General features: G+C 73.1%; 20 protein-coding genes and 2 pseudogenes. 16 read left to right on the top strand and 6 right to left on the bottom strand.

From position 1 onward, the window contains the following. The first annotated feature begins 54 nt into the window (after positions 1 to 54). From UQW22_RS15915 to UQW22_RS15900, 4 genes are read left to right on the top strand one after another with little or no spacing between them, the layout of a single operon-like run. A complete protein-coding gene (locus UQW22_RS15915) occupies positions 55 to 1,290 on the top strand; it encodes an alpha/beta hydrolase (protein WP_407318062.1) in 1,236 nt (411 codons plus the stop codon). A 25-nt stretch (positions 1,291 to 1,315) separates the two neighbouring features. Continuing rightward, a complete protein-coding gene (locus UQW22_RS15910; RefSeq protein ID WP_407318060.1) occupies positions 1,316 to 2,587 on the top strand; it encodes an endo-1,4-beta-xylanase in 1,272 nt (423 codons plus the stop codon). Between the two features lie 12 nt (positions 2,588 to 2,599). Next, positions 2,600 to 3,442 carry a TrmH family RNA methyltransferase gene (locus tag UQW22_RS15905; RefSeq protein WP_407318058.1) on the top strand — a complete coding sequence of 281 codons (843 nt, stop codon included), beginning with the start codon at positions 2,600 to 2,602 and terminating at the stop codon, positions 3,440 to 3,442. Between the two features lie 9 nt (positions 3,443 to 3,451). Beyond that, positions 3,452 to 4,528, top strand: a complete 1,077-nt coding sequence (locus UQW22_RS15900; RefSeq protein ID WP_407318056.1) for a PQQ-dependent sugar dehydrogenase — start codon at positions 3,452 to 3,454, stop codon at positions 4,526 to 4,528. Between the two features lie 84 nt (positions 4,529 to 4,612). On the opposite strand, the gene UQW22_RS15895 is transcribed toward UQW22_RS15900, so the two are convergent. Then, positions 4,613 to 5,089 (bottom strand): DUF4188 domain-containing protein, encoded by a 477-nt coding sequence (locus UQW22_RS15895; RefSeq protein WP_407318054.1) that lies wholly within the window; start codon positions 5,087 to 5,089, stop codon positions 4,613 to 4,615. A gap of 76 nt (positions 5,090 to 5,165) precedes the next feature. Between UQW22_RS15895 and UQW22_RS15890 the strand changes: the two genes are divergently transcribed. Together UQW22_RS15890 and UQW22_RS15885 are read left to right on the top strand one after the other, a co-directional pair. Next, positions 5,166 to 5,819, top strand: a complete 654-nt coding sequence (locus UQW22_RS15890; RefSeq protein WP_407318052.1) for a MerR family transcriptional regulator — start codon at positions 5,166 to 5,168, stop codon at positions 5,817 to 5,819. A gap of 143 nt (positions 5,820 to 5,962) precedes the next feature. Next, entirely contained in the window at positions 5,963 to 6,898 is a 936-nt protein-coding gene (locus UQW22_RS15885) for a siderophore-interacting protein (RefSeq protein ID WP_407320837.1), read from the top strand. Positions 6,899 to 6,919: 21 nt separating this feature from the next. On the opposite strand, the gene UQW22_RS15880 is transcribed toward UQW22_RS15885, so the two are convergent. Both UQW22_RS15880 and UQW22_RS15875 read right to left on the bottom strand, forming a co-directional pair. Continuing rightward, positions 6,920 to 7,507, bottom strand: a complete 588-nt coding sequence (locus tag UQW22_RS15880; RefSeq protein ID WP_407318050.1) for a YbaK/EbsC family protein — start codon at positions 7,505 to 7,507, stop codon at positions 6,920 to 6,922. Continuing rightward, the gene (locus tag UQW22_RS15875) at positions 7,504 to 8,034 is read right to left on the bottom strand and encodes a YbhB/YbcL family Raf kinase inhibitor-like protein (RefSeq protein WP_407318048.1); all 531 of its coding nucleotides are present in this window, start codon (positions 8,032 to 8,034) and stop codon (positions 7,504 to 7,506) included. The genes UQW22_RS15880 and UQW22_RS15875 overlap by 4 nt, the downstream gene beginning before the upstream one ends. Before the next feature lie 156 nt (positions 8,035 to 8,190). Here UQW22_RS15875 and UQW22_RS15870 point away from each other — a divergent pair, with 156 nt between their 5' ends. The 9 genes and pseudogenes from UQW22_RS15870 to UQW22_RS15830 all read left to right on the top strand — a co-directional run bounded on the left by UQW22_RS15870 (position 8,191) and on the right by UQW22_RS15830 (position 15,990). Further along, complete coding sequence (locus tag UQW22_RS15870; RefSeq protein WP_407318046.1) at positions 8,191 to 8,931, top strand: SDR family oxidoreductase; 741 nt, start codon at positions 8,191 to 8,193, stop codon at positions 8,929 to 8,931. Between the two features lie 11 nt (positions 8,932 to 8,942). Next, a complete protein-coding gene (locus UQW22_RS15865; protein WP_407318044.1) occupies positions 8,943 to 9,527 on the top strand; it encodes a TetR/AcrR family transcriptional regulator in 585 nt (194 codons plus the stop codon). Continuing rightward, positions 9,524 to 10,519: an NADPH:quinone oxidoreductase family protein gene (locus tag UQW22_RS15860; protein ID WP_407318042.1), complete on the top strand. Its 996-nt coding sequence runs from the start codon at positions 9,524 to 9,526 to the stop codon at positions 10,517 to 10,519. The genes UQW22_RS15865 and UQW22_RS15860 overlap by 4 nt, the downstream gene beginning before the upstream one ends. Before the next feature lie 26 nt (positions 10,520 to 10,545). Beyond that, complete coding sequence (locus UQW22_RS15855; RefSeq protein WP_407318040.1) at positions 10,546 to 11,292, top strand: SDR family NAD(P)-dependent oxidoreductase; 747 nt, start codon at positions 10,546 to 10,548, stop codon at positions 11,290 to 11,292. 141 nt (positions 11,293 to 11,433) lie between these two features. Next, positions 11,434 to 12,231: an ABC transporter ATP-binding protein gene (locus UQW22_RS15850; RefSeq protein ID WP_407318037.1), complete on the top strand. Its 798-nt coding sequence runs from the start codon at positions 11,434 to 11,436 to the stop codon at positions 12,229 to 12,231. Continuing rightward, positions 12,210 to 12,398, top strand: a pseudogene (locus UQW22_RS15845) (ATP-binding cassette domain-containing protein); the annotation flags it as partial. The gene UQW22_RS15850 and the pseudogene UQW22_RS15845, both read left to right, overlap by 22 nt. Before the next feature lie 73 nt (positions 12,399 to 12,471). Then, positions 12,472 to 12,921 (top strand): ATP-binding cassette domain-containing protein, encoded by a 450-nt coding sequence (locus UQW22_RS15840; RefSeq protein WP_407318036.1) that lies wholly within the window; start codon positions 12,472 to 12,474, stop codon positions 12,919 to 12,921. Further along, a pseudogene (locus UQW22_RS15835) lies at positions 12,921 to 13,691 on the top strand (branched-chain amino acid ABC transporter permease); the annotation flags it as partial. The gene UQW22_RS15840 and the pseudogene UQW22_RS15835, both read left to right, overlap by 1 nt. Before the next feature lie 103 nt (positions 13,692 to 13,794). Beyond that, a complete protein-coding gene (locus tag UQW22_RS15830; protein ID WP_407318034.1) occupies positions 13,795 to 15,990 on the top strand; it encodes an ABC transporter substrate-binding protein in 2,196 nt (731 codons plus the stop codon). Between the two features lie 64 nt (positions 15,991 to 16,054). On the opposite strand, the gene UQW22_RS15825 is transcribed toward UQW22_RS15830, so the two are convergent. Together UQW22_RS15825 and UQW22_RS15820 are read right to left on the bottom strand one after the other, a co-directional pair. After that, positions 16,055 to 17,257 (bottom strand): acyl-CoA dehydrogenase family protein, encoded by a 1,203-nt coding sequence (locus UQW22_RS15825; RefSeq protein WP_407318033.1) that lies wholly within the window; start codon positions 17,255 to 17,257, stop codon positions 16,055 to 16,057. After that, positions 17,257 to 18,318, bottom strand: coding sequence for a phosphotransferase family protein (locus UQW22_RS15820; RefSeq protein WP_407318032.1), 1,062 nt, complete (start codon positions 18,316 to 18,318; stop codon positions 17,257 to 17,259). Before UQW22_RS15820 ends, UQW22_RS15825 begins: the two co-directional genes overlap by 1 nt. A 230-nt stretch (positions 18,319 to 18,548) precedes the next feature. Between UQW22_RS15820 and UQW22_RS15815 the strand changes: the two genes are divergently transcribed. Further along, positions 18,549 to 19,535: a squalene cyclase gene (locus tag UQW22_RS15815; RefSeq protein ID WP_407318030.1), complete on the top strand. Its 987-nt coding sequence runs from the start codon at positions 18,549 to 18,551 to the stop codon at positions 19,533 to 19,535. Here the strand turns inward: UQW22_RS15815 and UQW22_RS15810 are convergent. Next, the gene (locus UQW22_RS15810) at positions 19,528 to 19,914 is read right to left on the bottom strand and encodes an acyl-CoA thioesterase (RefSeq protein WP_407320836.1); all 387 of its coding nucleotides are present in this window, start codon (positions 19,912 to 19,914) and stop codon (positions 19,528 to 19,530) included. The genes UQW22_RS15815 and UQW22_RS15810 overlap by 8 nt on opposite strands. Between the last annotated feature and the right edge of the window lie 51 nt (positions 19,915 to 19,965).

Raw genomic sequence — 19,965 nt, 5'->3', positions numbered from 1 at the left:
GAGAGCGTAGGCGAGAGGGTGCGCACGCGCCGTGCGCCGTGCCAGAGTGTGCCCGTGACAGCGCACCCACCCCACCATGCCGCCGGCCCGTCCGCGGTGCCGGACGAGGGGGAGCCGGCCAGCGGGACGCGACGTCGTCCGAGCGTCGTCGTGGGGGTCCTCACCGTCCTCGCCGTGCTGCTCGCCGTCGTCGCTGCGGGAGCGCTGCTGCCGTCCGTCCCCTGGGTGGGGCACGTCGGGGGCTACGCCGCGGCGTGGGCCCCCTGGGTGGTGGTCGTCGCCGTGGCCGTCGCGATGGGGGCGACGATCGCCCTGGTGCGCCACGGGTCGGTGACCCGCGTGGTGGCCGTGGTGGGCGGCCTCGCCGCTGCGGCGATGTCGTTCGTGGTCGTCACGCAGCAGCTGCAGGTGGCGCAGGACCACGCCGTCGGGGTGCGGATCGCCGAGCTCTTCCGGGTCACCCCCGGAGACGTCGCCCCGGACGTCGACGCCCAGTACGGCGAGGACGAGGGCGATCCCCAGAACCTGTCCCTGTGGCTGCCGGAGGGCGAGGTCGACGGTGCCGCGCCGGTCGTCGTCCTCGTGCACGGCGGCGGCTGGGTGTCCGGGGAACGGCTGCAGCGCACGACGGCGTCGCACGCGGCATGGTTCGCCGCCCAGGGGTACCTGGCCGTGAGCATCGACTACCCGCTCTCCGACGGCGACCGGCACGGGTGGGACGCCGTCGAGCCGCAGGTCGCGTGCGCGCTGGTGTGGGTGGGCGAGCACGCTGCCGAGCACGGCGGTGACCCGGGAGCGGTGTTCCTGGTGGGCGACTCCGCCGGGGGGAACCTGGCGCTGGAGGTCGCGTACCGGTCGGCCGCCGACGACCTGGAGCCGGCGTGCGTGGGAGCCGTGCCGCCCGTCGGTGCCGTGAGCACCCTGTACCCGGTGGCGTCGCCCGTGGGCGTGCACGAGAACACCGACCCAGTCATGGGTGACCGCGGGCGCGAGCTGACGGAGCAGTACACGGGCGGGACGCCGGCGGACCACCCGGAGCGGTACGCGGCGATCACCCCCGCGGAGCACGCGACGCCGGACTCCCCGCCCTCGCTGGTCGTCGCCGGACAGGCCGACCACCTCGTCCCGGCGTCCGGTGCCGAGGAGCTGGCCACGGTGCTGGCCGGGGTCGGCGTGCCCCACGAGCTCGTGCTGCTGCCGGCGGCGGACCACGTGTTCGACACCGCGCCGGGCGGGGTCGGGACCCAGGTCTGGCGAGATCTCACGCTGCGGCTGTTCGAGCGGTCCTGAACTCCCGGTGCGGCACCATGGCCGGGTGACTCTCTTCACCGCACCCACCGACCAGGCACCCGACCCGACCCTGGCGCACCGTCGCGCCCAGGCCGAGGTGACCGTCGTCGGGCCGGACGGCACGCCGCTGGCCGGCACCGACGTCGTCGTCACCCAGACGCGGCACGCGTTCGGGTTCGGCTGCATCGGCTTCGAGCTGATGGACCACGCCTACGGCCGTTCTGCCGACGCCGCCTACGACAACGATTTCGCGGACCGTTGGCTCGACCTCTTCAACGTCGCCACGCTGCCGTTCTACTGGGGTACCTTCGAGCCGACGCAGGGCGCCCCCCGCACCGCCGAGACCCTGGCCGCGGCACGCTGGTTCGCCGACCGGGGCGTCACCGTCAAGGGGCACCCGCTCGTGTGGCACACGATGCAGCCGCGCTGGCTCCTCGACCGCCCGCTGGACGAGGTCGAGCGGCTGCAGCGCGAGCGCATCCGGCGCGACGTCGGCGACTTCGCCGGCGTCGTCGACACCTGGGACGCGATCAACGAGGCCGTGATCATGCCCGTCTTCACCGCCGAGGAGAACGCGATCACCCCGCTCGCACGGCTCAAGGGCCGCGTGCAGATGATCCGCCTGGCCGTCGAGGAGGCCCGGAACGCCCACCCGGGCGTCACGCTGCTGCTCAACGACTTCGACATGTCGACGGCGTACGAGTGCCTCGTCGAGGCGGTGCTCGAGGCGGACATCCGCATCGACCGGCTGGGGCTGCAGTCGCACATGCACCAGGGCTACTGGGGCGAGGAGAAGACGCTGCGCATCCTCGAACGGTTCGCGCGGTACGGCATCCCGCTCCACCTGACCGAGACCACGCTGCTGTCCGGCGACCTCATGCCGGACCACGTCGTCGACCTCAACGACTGGCAGGTGGCCTCCTGGCCCTCGACGCCCGAGGGCGAGGAGCGTCAGGCCGAGGAGGTCGAGCGGCACTACCGCACCCTGCTCAGCCACCCGGCCGTGGAGGTCGTCAACTACTGGGGCCTCGGCGACCGCGGGATGTGGTTGGGCGCTCCGGGTGGGCTGCTGCGTGCCGACGGCTCGCCCAAGCCGTCGTACGAGCGGTTGCGCTCCCTGGTCAAGGACGAGTGGTGGCACGCGCCGACGACGTTGCGCACCGACGACGCCGGGCGCGTCCACCTGGCGGGCTTCCTGGGCGACTACGAGGTCGCGCTGCCCGACGGCGGTCCCGCGGCCGCGCTGAGCCTCGAGCGGGCGGGGGAGCAGACGGCGCAGGTGCGGCTCCCGGGCTGAGAGAATCCCCGGGTGAGCACGCCCGCCGACCCCCGCCCCGCCGTCGTCCGCGTCACCGACCCGGCCGACGCCCGGCTGCGCGACTACACCGACCTGACCGACGTCAAGCTCCGCACCGCGCGCGAGCCCGCCGAGGGCCTGTTCATGGCCGAGTCCTCGAACGTCATCCGGCGTGCCGTCGCCGCGGGGCACCGGCCCCGGTCGTTCCTCATGGCCGACAAGTGGCTCGACTCCATGGCGGACGTGCTGGGCGAGCACCCGGAGGCACCGGTGTTCGTCGCCGACGAGCCGGTGCTCGAGCAGATCACCGGGTTCCACCTGCACCGCGGGGCGCTCGCGGCCATGCACCGGCCCGTCCTGCGCAGCGTGCACGAGGTCGTGTCCGGTGCTCGCGGTGGCGCCGGTGCGCGCCGCGTGGCGGTGCTGGAGGACATCGTCGACCACACGAACGTCGGGGCTGTCTTCCGGTCGGCCGCGGCGCTCGGCGTCGACGCGGTGCTGGTCACGCCGCGGTGCGCGGACCCGCTCTACCGTCGCTCGGTGAGGGTGTCGATGGGCACCGTCTTCCAGGTCCCGTGGACGCGCCTCGCGTCGTGGCCCGGCGGGCTCGACGACCTGCGCGCGGACGGGTTCGAGGTGGCGGCGCTCGCGCTGTCCGACGACGCCGTCTCGTTGGACGACCTGGCCGTCGACCTGCCGGACCGGCTCGCCCTGGTCCTCGGCACCGAGGGGCACGGCCTCTCCCGGCGTGCCGTCGCCGCCGCGGACCGGGTCGTGCAGATCCCCATGGCCGGTGGGGTCGACTCGCTCAACGTGGCGGCGGCTTCCGCTGTGGCCTTCTGGGCGACGAGGTAGGAAGGGACCATGAGCCTTCCGCGACGCGCCACCGGGCACCGCGCAGCACTGCTGGTGTCGTGCGTCGCCGTCGCTCTGGCCGGCTGCACGACGCCGGGCGAGGACCCGGCGGGGCCGCCCGGCGCGACGGCGGACGCCGGCGTCGACACGGTCGTGTCCGGACTCGACGTCCCCTGGTCGGTCGTTTTCCACGACGACACGGCGCTCGTCAGCGAGCGTGAGTCCGGGAGGGTCGTCGAGCTCGCGGACGACGGCGGACCGCGGGAGGTCGGCGTCGTCGACGAGGTCACGCCGGGAGCCGAGGGCGGGCTGCTCGGGCTCGCGGTCCACGAGGACCGCCTGTACGCCTACTTCACCGCCGGCGCGGAGAACCGCATCGAGCGCTACGACCTGGTCGGCGGACCCGGGTCGCTCGGCCTCGGTGCGTCCGAGACGGTCCTCGACGGGATCCCGTCGGCGAGGAACCACAACGGTGGACGCATCGCGTTCGGCCCGGACGGGATGCTCTACGCCACCGCCGGCGACGCCGGTGACCCGGCGAGCGCCCAGGACCGCGGCTCGCTCGCCGGCAAGATCCTGCGGCTGACGCCCGACGGAGAAGTGCCGGACGACAACCCGTTCGACGGGTCACCGGTCTACAGCTCCGGCCACCGCAACCCGCAGGGCATCGCGTGGGACGAGGACGGCACGATGTACGCCAGCGAGTTCGGTCAGGACACCTGGGACGAGCTGAACGTCATCGAGCCCGGTGCCGACTACGGCTGGCCGGAGGTCGAGGGTGTGGCCGGCGACGACCGGTTCGTCGACCCGGTGCAGCAGTGGCGCCCGGCGGAAGCCAGTCCCAGCGGCATCGCCGTCGCCGACGGCAGCATCTGGATCGCGAACCTGCGCGGCGAGCGCCTCCGGGAGGTCCCGCTGGACGACCTGTCGGCGTCGACCGAGCATTTGGTCGGCCAGCACGGGCGCCTGCGCGACGCCACCGCCGCACCGGACGGGTTCTTGTGGGTGCTGACCAACAACACCGACGGCCGAGGCGACCCCGCGCCCGACGACGACCGCATCCTGCGGCTCGGCCCCCTGCCCTGACCGCAGTGGGCAGGGCTGTCGGTCCACCGGTCCACCGGTGCCCGGTGCCCGGTGCCCGGTGCCCGGTGCCCGGCGGTCAGGCGGTCAGGCGGGCCGGCTCCGGATCCGCTCGCGGGCCGTGCGTCCTCGGCGAGCGGCGGGGACGACGCCGGTGGCGGACGCCAGCCCCATGGCTCCCGGGATGTCGGCGTAGAGCGTCTCGTGGCCACCGGCCGGGACCGAGAAGGTCTCGTGCCAGACGCCGACCGCGCCGGGCACGCGCTGGGCGCGCCGGTAGAACTCGAGCCAGGCAGGCCGGTGCGCACGCTCGGCGGCGTTCGCGTAGGCGTAGACGTCCTCGACGCTGCGCCAGTACTGCGCCACCGTCGGGCCGCGCGCTCCGACGAGCGTCGTCGCGCCGAGGAACCCCGAGTCCGGATCCTGGTAGAGCTCGCGGAGCATCGCGGTCATGGCGGCCAGGGCAGGCCACCACCCGTCGGGGCGCCACAGCTTGTTGATCCGGGCGCCGATGAGGAAGACGGCGAGCTCGCCGTCGTGGTCGTGCGTGGTGAGGTCCACCATGACTGCTCCTTGGATAGTAGGACTCTCCATTATTGGAGAGTTATACTCTCCATTGTCAAGAGGTGGAGGGAGAGCGATGCGGATCTCGGGCCTGGCCGCCGCCACGGGGGTGCCGGTGGCCACGTTGAAGTACTACCTACGCGAGGGTCTGCTGCCCCCGGGGGAGTTCACCGCGCGCACCCAGGCCACGTACGACCAGAGCCACGTGTCGCGGGTGCGGCTCGTGCGGGCTCTCATCGAGTCGGCCGGGCTGAGCCTGGCGGCGGTGCGGGGAGTGCTCGCGGCGCTCGACGACCCGCCCTCGTCCCGTCACGACCTGCTGGGTGCCGCCCATCACCCGCTGGTTGCGGCTGAGGGCGCGAGGCTGCCGGACGGGGCCGGTGCGGACGTGTCGGGCGAGGATGAGGCCGCCGCCGACGACGACGCGGCCCGCCGTGCGCGGGCGCTCGCGGAGGAGCACGGTGGGTGCGGCGACGGCCTGCTGGTCGACCGGCTGGCCGACCAGCTCCGCGCCGCGGAGGCCGGTGGGCTCGACCTGTCGGACGACTACCTGCGAGGGCTCGCCGAGGCGGCCGCTCTCGTGGCGGCGGCCGACCTGTCGACGGTGCCCTCCGAGCCGGCCGCTGCGCTGCGGCAGGTGGTGCTCGGCACGTTGCTGACCGACCCGCTCCTGCTCACTCTGCGGCGGCTCGCCCAGGTGCGTGCCAGCGAGGGTGCCTCGCAGGGCTGAGGTCACCCGGCGCGAGCGGTGTGACGCCGCTCACGGAGGTTGCCGGTCGACCGGTAGGTGAGGTTAGGCTGGCCTGCGTGACCCACCGCGCGACCGCCACCCAGCCCGAGCCCACCCGCGCCGTCGCGCCGCAGCCGTGGCGCATGTTCGACGTCGAGGTCCGGCGGGTCACCCGGTTGTGCCCGTCCTTCGTGCGCATCACGTTCACGGGCGACGACCTCCACCTCTTCGCCGACAACGGTGCCGACCAGCGGATCAAGTTCCTGCTGCCCGCGCCCTGCGGAGGCTGGGAGTACCTGGACCGGCAGAACTCCGACTGGTTCACATCCTGGCGCGCCCTGCCCGAGGAGCGGCGCAACCCGCTGCGCACCTACACGGTGCGCTCGGTACGCCCGGACCTGCGGGAGGTGGACGTCGACATCGTCCTGCACGGCGACACCGGCCCGGCCTCGCGCTGGGCCAACGGCGCCCGCCCCGGTACGCCCCTGGTCATCCTCGGGCCGAACGCCGAGCATTCCGGCGGGCACGGCGGCCGCGAGTTCGCGCCGCCGGCCATGAGCCACGCCCTGCTGCTCGCGGGCGACGAGACGGCCGTGCCGGCGATCGCCTCGATCTGTGAGGCGCTGCCCGCCGACGCCGTCGGCGAGGTCTACCTGGAGGTCCCGCACCCTGAGGACCGCTGGACGCTCGCCGCGCCGGCGGGCGTCCGGGTCACCTGGTTGGCGCGGGAGGACGCCGAGCACGGCGACCGTCTCGTCCCGGCCGTCCAGGAGGCGGCCGACCGGATGCTGGCGATGGGTGTGCGCGCGAACGCCGCCGACGAGCCGGTGCGGGCCCGCTCCGGGCGGGAGCTGAGCAACGAGCTCGAGGACGTCGACATCGACAGCAGCATCCTGTGGGAGGTGCCCGTGGACGCCCGGGGCAAGCCGTTGGCGCAGGACACGAGGCTCTACGCCTGGCTCGCAGGCGAGGCCGGGATGATCAAGACGCTGCGCCGTTACCTGGTGTCGACCAAGGGCGTGGACCGCAAGTCGGTGGCCTTCATGGGCTACTGGCGTCGCGGTCGCGCCGAGTGCTGAGAGGCGCACCCGCCGTCGGCCTCACCCGCGGGTGACGCCGAGACCCGCGACGACCTCGACCCACGGCGCCGCGCACAGCAGGTCGCCGGGCATCAGCAGCTTGGAGCGGCGCAGCCCCGACCCCATGAGGGCGAGGACCCCGGGGGTCGTGAACCTGTCGTCGACCAGCACGCGCCAGCCGGCCGGCAGGCCCACGGGCGTGATGCCGCCGTACTCCATCCCGGACTCGTCGGTGGCCCTGTCCGTCGGCAGGAACGACGCCTTGCGGGCGTCGAGCAGCTTGCGGACGCGCGTGTTGACGTCGGCCCGCGTCGTCGCGGTGACCACGCACGCCGCGACCCGTTCGGCGTCCCCGCGACGACCGGACACGACCACGCAGTTCGCCGACGCCTCCGGCGGCAGGCCGTGCACGGCGTTGAGCGTCTCGGTGTCGGCGTGGTCGGGGTCGATGGCGGCGACGGCGACCTCGGCCAAGACCCTCTCCTGGGTCGCCGACCAGGCGAGCAGGGCGGCCGCGACCGGGTCCGCGAGCAGCTCCGGGTGGGCGAGCGCGGGCATCCAGGCGAGGTCGCCGAGCGTGGGCAGGCGATCCGTGGTCGCGTCGCTCATCGCTGGTAGGTCCCCGTGAGCGTCGCGCGCGCGAGGGTGTGGAAGTACACGTTGAACGCGGCGTGCACGTTCGTGTTCTGCGTGGTCAGCTCCAGCGAGTCGACGTCGAGGGCGTGCACCGCGAAGACGTAGCGGTGCGCGTGGTCCCCGGGCGGCGGACCGGCTCCCTCGAATCCCGTCTGCCCGCCGTCGGAGGTGAGCTGGAAGGCGCCGTCCGGCAGCCCCGAGCCGTCGGCCGCGCCCGCGCCGCGCGCCAGGGAGGTGACGGAGGCAGGCACGTCGAGCACGTGCCAGTGCCAGTAGCCCGACGGCGTCGGTGCGTCCGGGTCGAAGCAGCTCACCACGAACGACCGCGTCGACTCGGGAAAGCCGGACCAGTGCAGCCCGGGGGACGTGTTGCCGCCGTCCACCGCGTGGTCCGACGGCATGGGCTCACCGGGCGAGACGTCCGGGCTGCTCAGCTCGAAGGTCGCCGGGACGGGGAGCAGCGAGTAGGGGTCCGGGGGCATCGGGCGAGTGAAGTCCATGGCTCCACTGTGGTGTGCACGGCGGCTGGTGGCAACGGCACCCGGTGACCGGGCGCGCCCGGGCGTGATAGCGTGCGTGCCACAAACCGACTGGCCGGTACGTCGCGACGGAGCGGGGCGACCGGCCGGGAACGACGACGTTCGAGAGGTGGCGCGGTGCGCAGGTTCGCTGGGCAGGTCACGGTCATCACGGGTGCGAGCCGAGGCATCGGCCTGGCGGTGGCGCACCGGCTGGTGTCCGAGGGGGGCCAGGTCGTGCTCACCGGGCGCAAGCCCGACGCGCTCGAGGAGGCCGTGGCGGAGCTCGGCGCGGACAGTGCGTCCGCCGTCGCCGGCAAGGTCGACGACGCCGCGCACCGCGCCGAGGTCTTCGCGCACGTCGGCGAGCGGTACGGACGCCTGGACCACCTCGTGAACAACGCCGGCACCAACCCTGCCTGGGGCCCGGTGCTGGACATCGAGCCGTCGGTCGTGCGCAAGATCATCGACGTCAACGTCGTCGCGGCCCTCGAGTGGACGCGCGACGCCGTCGCCGCCGGCCTGCGGACCTCGATCGTCAGCACCGCCTCCATCTCCGGGACGTCCACCAGCCCGAACATCGCCTTCTACGGTGTCTCCAAGGCCGCCCTGATCAACCTCACGGCCCAGCTCGCCCAGGAGCTCGCCCCTCGGCTGCGGGTCAACGCCGTCGCGCCGGCGGTCGTCAAGACGAAGCTCTTCCGGGCGCTGTACGAGTCGCGCGAGGAGGAGGTCGCCGCGGGCTACCCGCTCGGCCGGCTCGGCGTGCCCGACGACGTCGCCGGGCCGATCGCGTTCCTGCTGTCCGACGACGCGGCCTGGATCACCGGGCAGACACTCCGGATCGACGGTGGCGCGTCCGTCGCGCCGGTCGGGTGAAGGATAGGCCCATGAAGACCACCAACGTCGCCGACGCCGTGCTGAAGGCCGCCCTGGACCTCTTCTCTACCCAGGGATACGCCACCACGAGCGTCCAGCAGATCGTCGAGGCCGCCGGCGTCACCAAGGGCGCGATGTACCACTACTTCCAGTCCAAGGACGACCTGCTCTTCGCGATCTACGACCGCATGCTCTCGCTGCAGAAGCGGCGGCTCGAGGAGATCGTCGCACGGGGGGGCACGACCACCGAGGTGCTGCGCGCGGTGTGCATCGACGTCGTGGAGACCTCCATCGACCTGCTGCCGGAAGGAACCGTGTTCTTCCGCAGCATGCACATGCTGACCGAGCCCCGTCGCAAGGAGGTCACCCGGCGCCGGCGGGAGTATCACGACGAGTTCGCCGGCCTGGTCGCCCAGGGCCAGGCCGAGGGCGCCGTGCGGACCGACATCCCGCGGCCGGTCCTCATCGCCCACTTCTTCTCCGACGTGCACTACCTGTCCTACTGGTACTCGCCGTCGGGTCCCGAGACCAAGTCCGAGGTCGCGACCCAGATGACCGACCTCTTCCTGCGCAGCATCTCCGTGGAGGACAGATGACCAGCACCATGCGCGCCTGGCGCGTCACCCGCGACGGCGAGCCGACCGAGGTCATGAACCTCGACGAGGTCGACGTGCCCGCGCCCGGCCCCGGCGAGGTGCTCCTGCGCACCCGGGCCGTCGCGGTCAGCTTCCCCGACGTGCTCCTGGCCCGCGGGCAGTACCAGGTGCGACCGGGGCTCCCGTTCGTCCCCGGCATCGAGCTGTGCGGCGACGTCGTGGCGGTCGGCGAGGACGTCGACGAGTCCCGGGTCGCCGTGGGGCAGCGCGTCGTGGGGTCGGCCATCGGGGTGCTCGCCGAGCACGCGGTGCTGCCGGCCGCATCGTGCCGTCCCGCGCCCGCGTCGCTGGACGACGCCCAGGCGGCGGCGCTGACCATCGCCTACCAGACGGCGTGGTTCGGCCTGCACCGCCGGGCCGGGCTCGCGGCGGGCGACACCCTGCTCGTGCACGCGGCCGCCGGGGGAGTGGGCACCGCCGCCTGCCAGCTCGGCGCCGCTGCGGGGGCGACCGTCATCGGGGTCGTGGGCAGCGAGGCCAAGGCGGACGTCGCCCGGGCGTCCGGCGCCAAGCACGTGCTGCTGCGCTCCGACGACCTGGCTGCCCGGGTCAAGGAGCTGACCGGCGGTGCGGGCTCCGACGTCGTGTTCGACCCGGTCGGCGGGCCGTCGTTCGAGGCCTCCACGAAGTGCATCGCGTTCGAGGGGCGGATCGTCGTCGTCGGGTTCGCCAGCGGTGAGGCCCCTCCGGTCCGGGCCAACCACGCCCTGGTGAAGAACTACAGCGTGCTGGGGCTGCACTGGGCGCTCTACCAGCAGCGCGACCCCGACCTCGTCGATACCGCGCACGCCGAGCTGACCCGGCTCGCCGCGTCCGGCGCGGTACGCCCCGTCGTGGCCGACGTGCTGCCGTTCGACCGCGCGCCCGAGGCGGTCGCGCTGCTCGCCGACGGGTCGACGACCGGGCGCCTGGTCGTCCACGTCGCCGACTGAACCTATTCTCTGTGCGAAGGAGCACGATGACCAGCGATCTCCTGGGCCTCACCGACCGTGTCGCCGTCGTCACCGGCGGAGCCCGTGGCATCGGTGCCGCCTACGTCCGCGCGCTGCACGACGCCGGTGCGTGCGTCGTGGTCGCCGACCTGCTGGGGGAGGCCGGTGCCGCGCTGGCCGCGGACCTGGGCGAGCGTGCCCGGTTCGCGGCGCTCGACGTCACCGACGAGGACCGCTGGGCGCAGGTCGTCGAGGAGACGGTGACGGCCTGGGGGCGGCTCGACGTGCTGGTGAACAACGCCGGCATCGCGAACGCCGGGCCGATCGAGCACTACCCGCGCAGCAAGTGGGACGCGGTGATCGCCGTGAACCTCACCGGGACGTACCTCGGGTGCCGGGCGGTGGTGCCGACGATGAAGGCCGCCGGCGGCGGCTCGATCGTCAACGTCTCCTCGGTCGAGGGGATGCGGGGCAGCACGCACCTGCACGGCTACGTGGCCTCGAAGTTCGGCGTGCGGGGGCTGACCAAGTCGCTCGCGGTCGAGCTCGGGGCGGACGGCATCCGGGTCAACTCGGTGCACCCCGGGTTCATCGAGACCGAGATGACGACCAAGATCGACCCGTCCGGTCTGCCGATCCCGCTGCGTCGCGGTGGCCTGCCCGAGGACCTCACCGGGACGGTGCTCTACCTCGCCGGCGCGGCCTCCGCGTACGTCACCGGCGCCGAGATCGTCGTCGACGGCGGCATGATCAACGGCGTCGGGCACCTGTGACCCGTTTCTGAAGCGCTCTGACCTGCGTCGACATAGCGTTCGACGCTCCCGAGTCACATCCGTGCAACAACTGCCAATATGACATACCGGCTAGTCGGTTTATGTGCTAGGGTGCGACGCATCCGACACGAAGAGGTGCCGATGTCCAGCAACACACCACGACTCGAGGTCGACGGGCTCACCGTCACCTTCGGCGGTCTGACCGCGCTCGACGACGTCAGCTTCACCGTGGGCGACGCCGAGACGGTCGCCCTCATCGGTCCGAACGGGGCCGGCAAGACGACCGCCTTCAACGCCGTCTGCTCGATGGTCCGCCCCCGCGCAGGCAGCGTGCGGATCGCAGGGCGCCCGGGCCCGTCGGCGCCGACCGGCCTGGCAGGCCGAGGGGTCGCGCGCACGCTGCAGGGTCTCGGGCTGTTCTCCGGGATGACCGTGCTGGAGAACGTGCTGGTCCCGCTGGTCGGCCCGGACCGGTCGGCCTCGGGCGACCCGATCGAGGTCGCGGCGGACGTGCTCGGACGGCTGGGTCTGTCGGCCCGGGCGAGTACCGCGGTCGATGCGCTGCCCTACCCGGATCGCAAGCGCGTGGCGCTCGCCCGCGCCCTGGTCACCCGACCACGGCTGCTGCTCCTCGACGAACCCGCCGGCGGTCTGGGCTCCGACGACATCGCCGGTCTCGTCTTGACCGTCCGCGGGCTGTCCGCGGACGGCTGCTCCGTCCTGCTGGTCGAGCACCACGTGGACTTCGTCATGGAGGTCGCCGACCGCGTGGTCGTGCTCGACTTCGGCCGCGTCGTCGCCTGCGGCACCCCGGACGAGGTCCGTGCCGACCCGGCCGTCGAGGCCGCCTACCTGGGGCTGGAGGCCGCCGCAGGACCGCACCGACCGACGTGCCCGCGAGCACCACCACGAGCACCATGCTCGCCGTCGACGGGCTGACCGCCGGCTACGCGGGCGCCCCGGTGATCGAGGAGCTGAAGCTCCAGGTCCCGCACGGTGCCGTCGTGGCGCTGCTCGGCGCGAACGGGGCCGGCAAGACGACGCTGCTGCGCACCGTCTCCGGGTTGGTGCGACCGCGTTCCGGACGGATCCTGCTGGACGGGCAGGACTTGGCGGCGCTCAGCGTCGAGGAGCGTGTGCGGCAGGGGCTCGCCCAGGTCCCCGAGGGGGCGCAGCGTCGTGGCCGAGCTGACCGTGGAGGAGAACCTCCATCTCGGGGCGCTGTGGAAGCTCCCCGGCCGGACCGCCCGGCGTGCCGCCGTCGCGGAGGCCTACGAGACGTTCGAGCCGCTGGCCCGACGGCGGCGCAGCCTCGGCCACCAGCTCTCGGGCGGCGAGCGCCAGATGCTCGCGCTGGCCCGCGCGCTGCTCGCCGGACCCCGGGTGCTGCTGCTCGACGAACCGTCGCTGGGACTGGCGCCGCGTGTCGTGGCCCAGCTCTTCTCGATCCTGCGGGACACCGCCCAGCGCACCGGGCTCACCGTGCTGCTCGCCGAGCAGAACGTGACCAGCGCGCTCTCGATCGCCGACCGCGGCGTCGTGCTCAGCCTCGGGGAGGTCGTCGCCGACGCCCCCGCCGCCGAGATCGCCGCCGACCCTGCCCTCCGGCACGCCTACCTGGGGTTCTGATGGATCGTCTCGCCTTCCTCCTCGCCACCGGTCTCGCCCGGGGCCTCGTCATCGCGCTCTTCGCCCTGTCGCTGGTCATCATCTGGCGCGCCGCCCGCATCGTGAACCTCGCGCAGGCGGCGATGGCGATCGTCGCGATCTACGTCGCGTTCGCCGTCACGCAGCTGACGGGGTCCTTCTGGCTCGGGCTGGTCGCCGCCGTCGCGACCGGCGCCGTCGTCGGGCTCGCCGTCGAGCGCTTGCTCATCCGGCTCGTCCCGAGCACCACACCGCTGCCGGGCATGATCGTGGCGATCGGCCTCGTCATGGTGCTCCAGTCGGCGATCGGCATCGCCTTCGGCCCTCAGCACCGGCCGATGGCGGCGCCGTTCAGCGAGCAGCCGCTCGTCGTCGGCGGGGTCCCCGTGCTCTCGCCCTACGACCTGTTCGTCCTCCTCGTCGCCCTCGGGGTCGTCGGCGTCCTCGCGCTGCTCTTCAACGGCACCACGCTCGGGCTGCAGATGCGCGCGTCGGCCGTGGCCCCGGAGGTGTCCCGGCTGCTCGGCGTGCGCGTGCCCCGCATGATCACCCTCGGCTGGATGCTGTCGTGCGCCGTCGCCGCGCTCGCCGTGCTCCTGCTGGTGCCGACCGAGCTGGGGCTCAACGCCCACAGCGCCGACGTCCTGTTCGTCCACGCCTTCACCGTGGCGGTGCTGGGCGGGCTGGACTCGCCCGGCGGGGCGCTGCTCGGCGGGGTGATCGTCGGGGTCCTCATCAGCCTGGTCACCGGATACCTCGGGGCCGGGCTCGCCCCGATCGCGGTGCTCGTCCTGCTCACCGTCGTCCTGCTCGTGCGACCGGCGGCATCTTCGCAGTCAAGGAGGCGCGGACCGCATGACTGCCATCATCAGCCCCCGGACCCGAGGGATCCTGCTGCGCGCCCTCGCCCTGACGGCCGTCGCGCTCGCCGCGACCTTCCTGCTCGACTCCTACCGCAACTACCAGCTCGCGATGATCGCCGCGGTGTTCTGCGCGACCGCCGGGCTCACGCTCCTCGTCGGCCTGACCGGTCAGCTCTCGCTGGGCCACGCCGTGCTCATGGCGTGCGGGGGCTACGGCTACGCCTTCGGCGCCGGGTTCGCCGCCGAGGCCGACCTGGGCGGGGTCGTCCGCTTCGCGCTCGGCATCGTCGGGGCGGTCGTGTTCGCCGGTGCGGTCGGCGGGCTGCTCGGGCTGGCCGGTGCCCGCCTGCGCGGCCCCTACTTCGCCGGGCTCACCCTGGCCCTCGTCATCGCCCTGCCGGCGTTCGCGTCCCAGGTGCCCGGCCTGAGCGGGGACCAGGGGCGCAGCGTGCCCTTCGAACCCGTCCCCGACTGGCTCGACCCGGTGCTCTTCAGCACCGAGCAGTGGCACGCCTGGATCGCGATCCTGGTCGCCGCCGTCGCCGTCACGCCGCTCGCGGCCCTGCGGTCCGGCCGCGCCGGGCTGCGCATGCGTGCCGTGCACGGCGACGAGGTCGCCGCCCGCCTGGCCGGCATCTCGCCCGGCCGGGTCAAGGCCGAGGCGTTCGTCGCCGGTGCGCTCTCCGCCGGTCTCGGTGGCGCGGTCCTGGCGATCGTCATCCAGAACGTCAGCCCGGGCGGGTACGACCTCGCCTTCTCGCTCCTGCTGCTCGTGGCCGTCGTCGTCGGCGGGCTCGGCAGCATCGGTGGGGCGGCGGTGGGTGCCGCACTCGTGGTGATGCTGCCCTGGCTCATCAACACCCTGACGACCACCGCGGGGCTGCCCGCCGACCTGGAGCAGCGCCTGTCGGGAAACCTCGCCGTGCTCGTCTTCGGCGCCCTGCTCGTCGTCGTCGCGGTCGCCGGCGCCGCCGTCGTCGGCCTCGCCCTGACCGCCTGCGGCGGAGCCGACGAGGCCGCCCCCGGCGTCTCGGACGACACCGTCACCGTCGGCACCCATCAACCGCTCACCGGGCCGGCAGCCGCCGGGTACTCGTCGATCTCCGCGGCCACGAGCGCGTACTTCGACTACGTCAACGCGAACGGCGGCGTCAACGGCCGCACCATCGAGTACATCGTCAAGGACGACGGGTACAACCCGGCGAACACCCAGACCGTGGTGCGCGAGCTCGTCCAGCAGGACGACGTGTTCGCGATCCTCAACGGGCTCGGGACGCCGACGCACTCGTCGGTGCTCGACTTCCTCAACCAGAACGAGGTGCCGGACCTCTTCGTGTCCTCGGGCTCGACGGCCTGGGACGACCCGGAGGAGTACCCGTACACCTTCGGGTTCAACGCGGACTACCTCGTCGAGGGGTCGGCGCTGGCGCAGTACGCCACCGAGGAGCACGCGGGCGAGAAGGTCTGCCTGCTCGGTCAGGACGACGACTACGGCGAGACGCTGGGCGAGGGTGCCGAGATCGTCCTCGGCGCCGACGGGCCGGCCGCGTACGAGACGTACGAGACCTCCAACCAGGACGTCACCGCGCAGATCGGCGCCCTGCAGGCCGCCGAGTGCGAGGTCGTGATGCTCGCGACCGTGAACGGCTTCTCGGCCCTGGCGATCGGGACCGCCGCGCAGATGGGGTTCATGCCCACCTGGATGGCGTCCTCGGCCGGTGGCGACTACCCGACGCTCGTCGGCTTCCTCGGCGAGGACGTCGCGCCGCAGCTCCTGCAGGGCTTCGTCTCGGTGAACTACATGCCGTTCAGCCCGGGCGGGGAATGGGTCGAGCTCTTCACCGAGATCAACGAGGAGTACAACGACGGGGCACCGTTCGACGGCAACACCGTCTTCGGGATGGGCGTCGGGTACGCCTTCACCGAGGCGCTGGCGAAGGCCGGCGACGACCCTACCCGCGAGGCCTTGATCGAGGTGCTCGAGTCCGGCGAGCTGGTGGGCAACGGGATCGTCCCGCTCGCCTACGCTCCCGAGGACCACGCCGGCTACGACGCCGCGGGGATCACCATGGTCGACGACGGGGTGCAGGACTACGTCGGGACGACCTACCGCCTCGACGGCGAGACCGTGACGGCGATCGAGCCGGAGCAGGTCACGCTCGAGGGGGACGGCATCCCCGTGGAGTGAGCCCGCTGCCGCGACGACGACGGCCCGCCTCCCGAGAAGGAGGCGGGCCGTCGTCGTCGGTGGGTCAGGCGCGCAGCTGGGCCCGCCCCAACGACGCCAGGTGCACCTCGTCCGGGCCGTCGGCGATCCGCAGCGCGCGGGCGCCGGCGAACATCTCCGCGAGCGGCTGGTCGGCGGAGAGGCCGGCGGCGCCGAAGACCTGCATCACCCGGTCCAGGATCTGCTGCACGGCCCGCGGCACCGCGATCTTGATGGACTGGATCTCCGTCATCGCCTGGCGGTTGCCGACGGTGTCCATCAGCCAGGCGGTCTTGAGCACGAGCAGGCGCAGCGCCTCGATCTCGACCCGGGCCTCGGCGACCCACTGGCGGACCACGCCCTGCTCGGACAGCGGGACACCGAACGTCGACCGGCCCCGGGCTCGCTCGGTCGCCAGGGCCAGCGCCCGCTCGGCGGTGCCCAGGGCGCGCATGCAGTGGTGGATGCGCCCCGGACCGAGGCGGGCCTGCGCCATCGCGAACCCGCCGCCCTCGGTGCCGAGCAGGTGGTCGGCGGGCACCCGGACGTCGTCGAAGACCACCTCGGCGTGGCCGCCGTGGTCGCGGTCGTCGTAGCCGAAGACCGTCAGGGGGCGCACGATGCGGACGCCCGGCGTCTCCCGCGGCACGAGGATCATCGACTGCTGCTGGTGCTTCGCCGCCTCCGGGTCGGTCTTGCCCATGACGATGAGCAGCCGGCAGTCGGGGCTCATGGCGCCCGTGGACCACCACTTGCGCCCGCTGATCACGTACTCGTCGCCGTCGCGGCGGATGCGGGTGCCGATCTGCGAGGCGTCCGAGGACGCGACGTCGGGCTCGGTCATGCAGAACGCGGACCGGATCTCGGCCTCGAGCAGCGGGTCGAGCCAGCGCTCCTGCTGGGCCGGCGTGCCGAACTCCGCCAGCAGCTCCATGTTCCCGGTGTCCGGGGCGGCGCAGTTGAACGCCACCGGCGCCAGCCGGGTGCTCCATCCGGTGAGCTCGGCCAGCGGGGCGTACTGCAGGTTGGTCAGCCCCGCACCGCGCTCGGACGGCAGGAACAGGTTCCACAGGCCGTCGGCACGGGCCGTGGCGCGCAGCTCGTCGACGACCGGCCGGAAGCTCCAGGTGTCGGGCGTCTCGGCGAGCTGGGCGTCCAGGACCGGTTCGGCGGGCAGGACGTGGTCGTGCACGAAGGTGCGTACCTGCTCGGTCAGCGCGGTGGTGCGGTCGTCGGGGGAGAAGTCCATCAGGTGCTCCTGGGTCGGGCCGCCGCCCGGGCGAGGCCGTCGGCGGCGAGCGGGGCGACGAGGTCGCCGATGGTGTCGAAACCCTCACCGACGGTCTCGCCGGCGCGGTAGCGGTAGTGGATCCCCTCGAGGATCACCGCGAGCTTGTAGGCGGCGAAGGCCCGGTACCACCACAGGTCCGGTGGCGTGGTACCGGTCCGGGCCGCGTAGGTGTCGACGAGCTCGTCGAAGGTGGGGTAGCCGACGTCGGGGACCACGGCGCTCGCGGCCACGGCTCCCGCCGAGAGCGAGCGGATGTCCCAGTAGAGGCCCAGCAGCCCGAGGTCGACCAACGGGTCGCCGAGGGTGGCCATCTCCCAGTCCAGGACGGCCGCGATCGTGGGATCCTGCGGTGTGCCGGCGACGAGCACGTTGTCCAGGCGGTAGTCGCCGTGCACGATGCCCGTCCGGCCCGAGTCGGGGACGTGGGTGGTCAGCCTCTCCTGCAGCTCGTCCAGAGCGGGCAGCTCGCGCGACCGTGACGCGTCGTACTGGCGTCGCCACGTGGTGAGCTGGCGGGCGAGGTAGCCGTCGGGCCGGCCGAAGTCGGCCAGCCCCACGTCCGCGGGGTCGACGCGGTGCAGGTCCGCGAGCGTCCCGGCGAGGGTGAGGCCGAGCCGGTGCAGGCCCGTGGCGGTGAAGTCGGCGTTCTGCTCGGGCCGGGACAGCACGGTGCCCTCGACCCGCTCCATGACGAAGAACGTGGTCCCCGTGACCTCGCCGCGGTCGGTGTCGTCCACGACGTCGACGGTCGCCGGCACGGGGACGTCGCTGGCGCCCAGCGCGGAGATCACGCGGTGCTCGCGGCGCATGTCGTGCGCGCTCGACAGCACGTGTCCCAGCGGGGGGCGACGCAGCACCAGCGGCAGGGACGCACCGTCGACCCGGTAGGTCAGGTTGCTGCGGCCGCCGGCGATGACCTCCGCCGTCAGGGCGGTGTCCGAGTGGGGGGCCAGCTCCGGGTGCGCACGCGTCAACCAGGCTGACAGGCCCGCTCGGTCCAGGCCGGGCACGTCGGTCATCGATGACCCCATCTCTCGCTCGGACCCGGCCTCGGCGCCGGGGTTGCTGGCAGCATACCGCGCGGTCGGTATGTGGTCGAACGGGCCGCCCCGTGAACGGTGTCTTCCGGTGATGTCGACGGCGCCGAGGAGTCCGGGACGAGGGGGGTCCGCACCAGCCTCCCCTGACTGTCCGAGGAGGGGAGAGGCGCATGGGATGCGCGGTGTGACGTCCGCCGTACGATCGTCGGGTGAGCGTGCCCCTGCAGCGGCTGCTGGACTCCGACCCCGCCCTGCGCTGGCAGGTGGAACGGGACCTGCTCGGGCTCCCCGCGGATACTTGGCGGGCGACGCGGGCGCGGGTCGCCACGGAGGGTTTCGGTGCACGGCTGCTGGCCGTCCAGGACGACGACGGCCGGTGGGCCGGTGGCGCCTTCTTTCCCGGCGGGCAGGCGTACTTCGAGGTGCAGCGCGCCGAGGTCGACCCGCCCCAGCCGTGGACGGCCACGACCTGGTCCCTCACCGCGTTGCGCGAGTGGGGCCTCGACGCCGCCGTGCTGCGGGCGAACGGCACCCCGGGGTTGCTGGCGCGGCACTGTCGCTGGGAGTACGACGACCTGCCCTACTGGGACGGTGAGGTCGACTGCTGCATCAACGCCTTCACGCTGGCCAACGGCGCCTGGCTCGGGGTGGACACGACCACGGTCCTCGGTCGTCTGGTCGACGGGCGGATGCATGATGGCGGGTGGAACTGCGAGTGGGTCGACGGCGCGACGGTCTCGTCGTTCGTCTCCACGCTGAACGTCCTCACGGGTCTGCTCGACTACGAGCAGATCGTGGGCGGTGACGCGCGGGCGCGTGAGGCGCGGCGCACCGGTCACGAGTACCTGCTGGCGCGGGGGCTGCTCCGCCGGTTGTCGACCGGGGAGCCGATCGGCCCGTGGGCGCTCCGGTTCGAGTACCCGTTCCGCGGGCACTACAGCGCTCTGCGCGCCACCGACTATTTCCGGCGCGCCGCGCTGCACGACGGCGTCGCACCGGACGAGCGGCTCGCCGAGGCGGTCGAGGTGGTTCGCACGGCGCGGCGCGCCGACGGCACCTGGGCACGGGACCATCGCCACCCCGGCGACGTCTGGTTCGAGGTCGACGTGCCGGTGGGCGAGCCCTCGCCGTGGTTGACGCTGGCGGGGGCCCTCCTGCTGCGCTGGTGGGACGGCCGCTGGGCCGGCGTCAGGTGACCTTCTCGAGCAGGTGCTGCTCGACGGCGGTGCGGACGGACGCCGGGACGGGCACCGGGCGCTGGGTGGTCGCGTCGACGAACACGTGCGTGAAGCGGCCCTCGGCGACCGGCTTCTCGTCGTCGGCGCGCAGGATCTGCAGCTCCCAGGTCACGCTCGTCGTGCCCAGCCGTCCGACGCCGATGCCGACCTCGAGGTCGTCCGGGTAGGAGACGGGGGAGCGGAAGTCGCACGACGACGCCACGCAGTACCCGCGGACGGCTCCGGCGGGGTCGAGGCCCGCCTCGCGGATCATCCACGTGTTCACGGCGGTGTCCATCGCCTGGTAATAGACGGTGTTGTTGACGTGGCCGTACTGGTCGTTGTCGTTCCAGCGCAGCGGGAACGGGTGACGGGCGATGGGTATGGCGGTCCTCTCTGTGCTCTCGAG

This window comes from Isoptericola halotolerans, from assembly GCF_045689585.1.
GTDB lineage: Bacteria > Actinomycetota > Actinomycetes > Actinomycetales > Cellulomonadaceae > Isoptericola > Isoptericola halotolerans_B.
This window is presented reverse-complemented; position numbering and strand designations above follow the sequence as displayed.

Excerpts from the sequence above, each read along its gene's own strand:
- UQW22_RS15900 (WP_407318056.1), top strand. The coding sequence starts at position 3,452 with ATGAGCCTTCCGCGACGCGCCACCGGGCACCGCGCAGCACTGCTGGTG.
- UQW22_RS15895 (WP_407318054.1), bottom strand. The coding sequence starts at position 5,089 with ATGGTGGACCTCACCACGCACGACCACGACGGCGAGCTCGCCGTCTTC.
- UQW22_RS15890 (WP_407318052.1), top strand. The coding sequence starts at position 5,166 with ATGCGGATCTCGGGCCTGGCCGCCGCCACGGGGGTGCCGGTGGCCACG.
- UQW22_RS15885 (WP_407320837.1), top strand. The coding sequence starts at position 5,963 with ATGTTCGACGTCGAGGTCCGGCGGGTCACCCGGTTGTGCCCGTCCTTC.
- UQW22_RS15880 (WP_407318050.1), bottom strand. The coding sequence starts at position 7,507 with ATGAGCGACGCGACCACGGATCGCCTGCCCACGCTCGGCGACCTCGCC.
- UQW22_RS15875 (WP_407318048.1), bottom strand. The coding sequence starts at position 8,034 with ATGGACTTCACTCGCCCGATGCCCCCGGACCCCTACTCGCTGCTCCCC.
- UQW22_RS15865 (WP_407318044.1), top strand. The coding sequence starts at position 8,943 with ATGAAGACCACCAACGTCGCCGACGCCGTGCTGAAGGCCGCCCTGGAC.
- UQW22_RS15860 (WP_407318042.1), top strand. The coding sequence starts at position 9,524 with ATGACCAGCACCATGCGCGCCTGGCGCGTCACCCGCGACGGCGAGCCG.
- UQW22_RS15855 (WP_407318040.1), top strand. The coding sequence starts at position 10,546 with ATGACCAGCGATCTCCTGGGCCTCACCGACCGTGTCGCCGTCGTCACC.
- UQW22_RS15850 (WP_407318037.1), top strand. The coding sequence starts at position 11,434 with ATGTCCAGCAACACACCACGACTCGAGGTCGACGGGCTCACCGTCACC.
- UQW22_RS15830 (WP_407318034.1), top strand. The coding sequence starts at position 13,795 with ATGACTGCCATCATCAGCCCCCGGACCCGAGGGATCCTGCTGCGCGCC.
- UQW22_RS15825 (WP_407318033.1), bottom strand. The coding sequence starts at position 17,257 with ATGGACTTCTCCCCCGACGACCGCACCACCGCGCTGACCGAGCAGGTA.
- UQW22_RS15820 (WP_407318032.1), bottom strand. The coding sequence starts at position 18,318 with ATGACCGACGTGCCCGGCCTGGACCGAGCGGGCCTGTCAGCCTGGTTG.